Source organism: Pseudoflavonifractor phocaeensis, from assembly GCF_016901955.1.
Taxonomy (GTDB): domain Bacteria; phylum Bacillota; class Clostridia; order Oscillospirales; family Oscillospiraceae; genus Flavonifractor; species Flavonifractor phocaeensis_A.
Genome location: NZ_JACJLC010000150.1, coordinates 1 through 3,624 on the forward strand (window position 1 = coordinate 1; position 3,624 = coordinate 3,624).

Here is a 3,624-nt window from a genome sequence, read left to right on the forward strand (position 1 = left end):
ATCTGGGTTGTTGGCATCTTGTACTTTAATCCATTGGCTCGCACGTTTCCGACAATAATTGGTTCGATACTCCCGACAAAATGTGGCTGTGAACTCCCGACGCTAACACAGTTACGCACATGTCGCGGCTGAAAAGGGATTTAGATTCTATTTGCGCCTGGAGGCGCAAACGCTGCGAGGCTTTTTTGACAAGCTGAAAAACCGACCGCGCTTGTTGCGCGGTCGGTTTTTGCTAGGCTGACATTATGGCGGTAAAGCTGGCTTCTTGCCGGGTTCAGGCCATGGATTCCACGATGGCATCGGCCAGGGACTCCAGCTCGGCGGCCTTGTCGGGATGGAGGGCGGAGGCCAGAGAGAGCCGCTCGTTGAGAACGGTCATGTTCTTCAGCTCCTCGTCCACGAACTTCTGCATCAGATCCCCGGACTTGGGGGCCCAGGAGCCGTTTTCGATGATGGCGAAGGTGCGGTGCTGGAGGTTGAGCCCCTTCAGGTGCATCAGGTAGTCGTGCATCACCGGGTAGATGCCCAGGTTGTAGGTGACGCTGGCCAGCACGATGTGGCTCAGCCGGAAGGACTCGCTGACCAGGTAGGACACGTGGGTATTGGACACGTCGTACACCCACACGTTGGTGACACCCTTCTCGCACAGCCGGGCGGCCAGGGCCTGGGCGGCGGCCTCGGTGTTGCCGTACATGGAGGCGTAGGCGATGAGCACGCCCTTCTCCTCCGGCTCATAGCGGCTCCACTTGTCGTACTTGTCGATGAAGTACCCCAGATCCTTCCGCCACACGGGACCGTGGAGGGGGCAGATGTACTTGATCTGGTCCAGGATACCGCCGGCCTTCTTCAGCAGCAGCTGGATGTGGGGGCCATACTTGCCCACGATGTTGGTCAGGTACCGCCGGGCGTCGTCGATCCAGTCCCGGTCGAAGTTGACCTCGTCGGCGAACAGCTTGCCGTCCAGAGCCCCGAAGGAGCCGAAGGCGTCGGCGGAGAAGAGGGCGCCGCTGGTGGTGTCGAAGGTGACCATGGCCTCAGGCCAGTGGACCATGGGGGCGGCCACGAAGGCCACGTTGTGCTTGCCGAAGGAGAAGGTGTCTCCCTCCTTCACCTCGATGAGCTCATGGCCGTCGATGTGGAACCCAAACTGTCGCATGAACAGGAAGGCCTTCTCGGTGGAGATCACCTTCACCTCCGGCCAGCGCAGCAGGATCTCCTCAATGGAGGCCCCGTGGTCGGGCTCCATGTGGTTGATGACCAGGTAGTCCAGGGGACGGTCCCCCAGCAGGTACTCCATATTTTCCAGCAGCTGGCGGCACACCGACCAGTCCACGGTGTCAAAGAGGGCGGTCTTTTCGTCCAGCAGCAGGTAGGCGTTGTAGCTCACGCCCCGGGGAATGGGATGGATATTCTCGAACAGGTGGAGCCGGTGGTCGTTGGCTCCCACCCAGTACAGATCGTCAGTGACCTTGCGCACACTATACATGGTGATCCCTCCTTTTTACTCAGGCTTCAATGAACATGTCTTTCTTTTCCGCGCACTCGGGGCACACCCAATCCTCGGGCAGGTTCTCAAACAGGGTGCCGGGGGCGATCTCGGCGTCGGGGTCGCCCAGCTCGGGGACGTACTCGTAGCCGCAGCCGCCGCACACGTACCGCTTGCCGATGGGCTCGGGCTTGGGCGGCGCGGGCCGCTTCATCTTCACCATGGGAGGCGCGGGCTGCTTCTCCCCGGTGTCCAGGGCGGCGGCCAGCAGGGGCAGGATCTCGTTGACGTCACCCACGATGCCGTAGTCGCAGTTCTTGAAGATGGGGGCGTTGCCGTTCTTGTTGATGGCCACGATGGTGGAGGCGTCCTTGATGCCCTTCAGGTGCTGGATGGCGCCGGAGATGCCGCAGGCGATGTACAGGTTGCCCTTGAACTTCTGGCCGGACATGCCCACGTAGCGGTCCAGAGGCACATACTTCAGGGTCTCGGCCACCGGGCGGGAGGAGCCGATGGCGGCGCCGGCCGCGCGGGCCAGGTTCTCGATGAGCTTCATGTTCTTCTTGTCCCCGATGCCCTGACCGGCGGACACCACCCGTTCAGCCTGGCTGATGGGGGTATCCAGGGGGATGCCCACGGTAAAGTCGTGGCCGTCCTTCTTCAGGTGCTCCACCAGGGCGTTGACCTGGTCGGCGGCGGAGCCCTCCTTCAGCAGGATGCGCTTGCGCACGCCGGTGACGGGGGCGGGCTTCTTGGGCCGGCTGGAGGAGCCGCCCTCGCTCTTGGGGGGCTTGCCCATAATGGCGGAGGAGATGACCACCCGCTGGATCTCGTTGGTGCCCTCGTAGATGGTGGTGATCTTGGCGTCCCGGTACATCCGCTCCACGTCCATGCCCTTCAGGAAGCCGGTGCCGCCGAAGATCTGGACGGCGTCGTTGGTCACCTCCAGGGCGATGTCGGAGGCGTACATCTTGGCCATGGCGGATTCGGTGCCGTAGGGCTCATGGTGCTCCTTCAGGTCGGCGGCGGAGTACACCAGCAGCCGGGCGCAGCGGAGCTTGGTGGCCATGTCGGCCAGCTTGAAGCCGATGGACTGGTTGAAGCCGATGGGCTTGCCGAACTGGACCCGCTCCTTGGCGTACTCCACGGCGGCCTCATAGGCCCCCTGGGCGATACCCAGGGCCTGAGCCGCGATGCCGATGCGCCCGCCGTCCAGGGTAGACATGGCGATCTTGAAGCCCTGGCCCTCCTTGCCCAGCAGGTTCTCCTTGGGTACCTTCACGTCGTTGAAGATCAGTTCGGCGGTGGAGGAGGAGCGGATGCCCATCTTGTCGTAGTGGTCGCCGAAGGAGAAGCCCTCCCAGCCCTTCTCTACGATGAAGGCGGAGATGCCCCTGGTGCCGATATCGGGGGTAGTCACCGCGAAGACCACGTATGTATCCGCCTTGGGGGCGTTGGTGATGAAGATCTTGCCGCCGTTGAGCAGCCAGTGGTCGCCCTTGTCCACGGCGGTGGTCTCGGTGCCGCCGGCGTCGGAGCCGGCGTTGGGCTCGGTCAGGCCGAAGGCGCCGATCTTCTCACCCTTGGCCAGGGGGACCAGATACTTCTGCTTCTGCTCCTCAGTGCCGTAGGCGAAGATGGGCCAGGAACCCAGGGACACGTGGGCCGACAGAATAACGCCGGTGCCGCCGTCCACCCGGGACAGCTCTTCCACCGCGATGGCATAGCTCAGGGCGTCCAGCCCGGCGCCGCCGTATTCCTTGGGGTAGGGGATGCCCATCAGCCCCAGTTGGCCCAGCTTTTTGACGGCCTCATCGGGGAACAGGTTCTCCTTGTCCATGAGAAAGGCCTGGGGTTTGACCTCCGCCTCGGCAAAGGCACGGATTTGGGCCCGCAAGGCCTCGTGTTGCTCCGTGGTCTTGAACAGCATGGTAACTCCTCCTATCTGTTATAATTGATAATAGTAATTTTTATCTTTAAGTCTTCTGTTGTGATAATAGCATAGGTAAGCACGGTGTGTCAATAGGAATTTAGGGCAACACCGCATAATAAGGCAAAAAGAACCGTCCTGCCAAGACATAGCTTTTGGCAGAACGGTTTGTGTTTAGAATTCTCGCAGAAGGCATACGGATTCAAGC

At 61.5% G+C, this 3,624-nt stretch carries 2 protein-coding genes; both read right to left on the minus strand.

Annotation, left to right across the window (positions count from 1 at the left end; all coding sequences use genetic code 11):
* Nucleotides 1-274 precede the first annotated feature (274 nt).
* Nucleotides 275-1,486, minus strand: coding sequence for an FprA family A-type flavoprotein (locus tag H6B51_RS16565; protein WP_204884704.1), 1,212 nt, complete (start codon nt 1,484-1,486; stop codon nt 275-277).
* Nucleotides 1,487-1,505: 19 nt separating this feature from the next.
* Entirely contained in the window at nt 1,506-3,416 is a 1,911-nt protein-coding gene (locus H6B51_RS16570; protein ID WP_204884705.1) for an acyl-CoA dehydrogenase family protein, read from the minus strand.
* Nucleotides 3,417-3,624 lie beyond the last annotated feature (208 nt).

Excerpts from the sequence above, each read along its gene's own strand:
- H6B51_RS16570 (WP_204884705.1), bottom strand. The coding sequence starts at position 3,416 with ATGCTGTTCAAGACCACGGAGCAACACGAGGCCTTGCGGGCCCAAATC.
- H6B51_RS16565 (WP_204884704.1), bottom strand. The coding sequence starts at position 1,486 with ATGTATAGTGTGCGCAAGGTCACTGACGATCTGTACTGGGTGGGAGCC.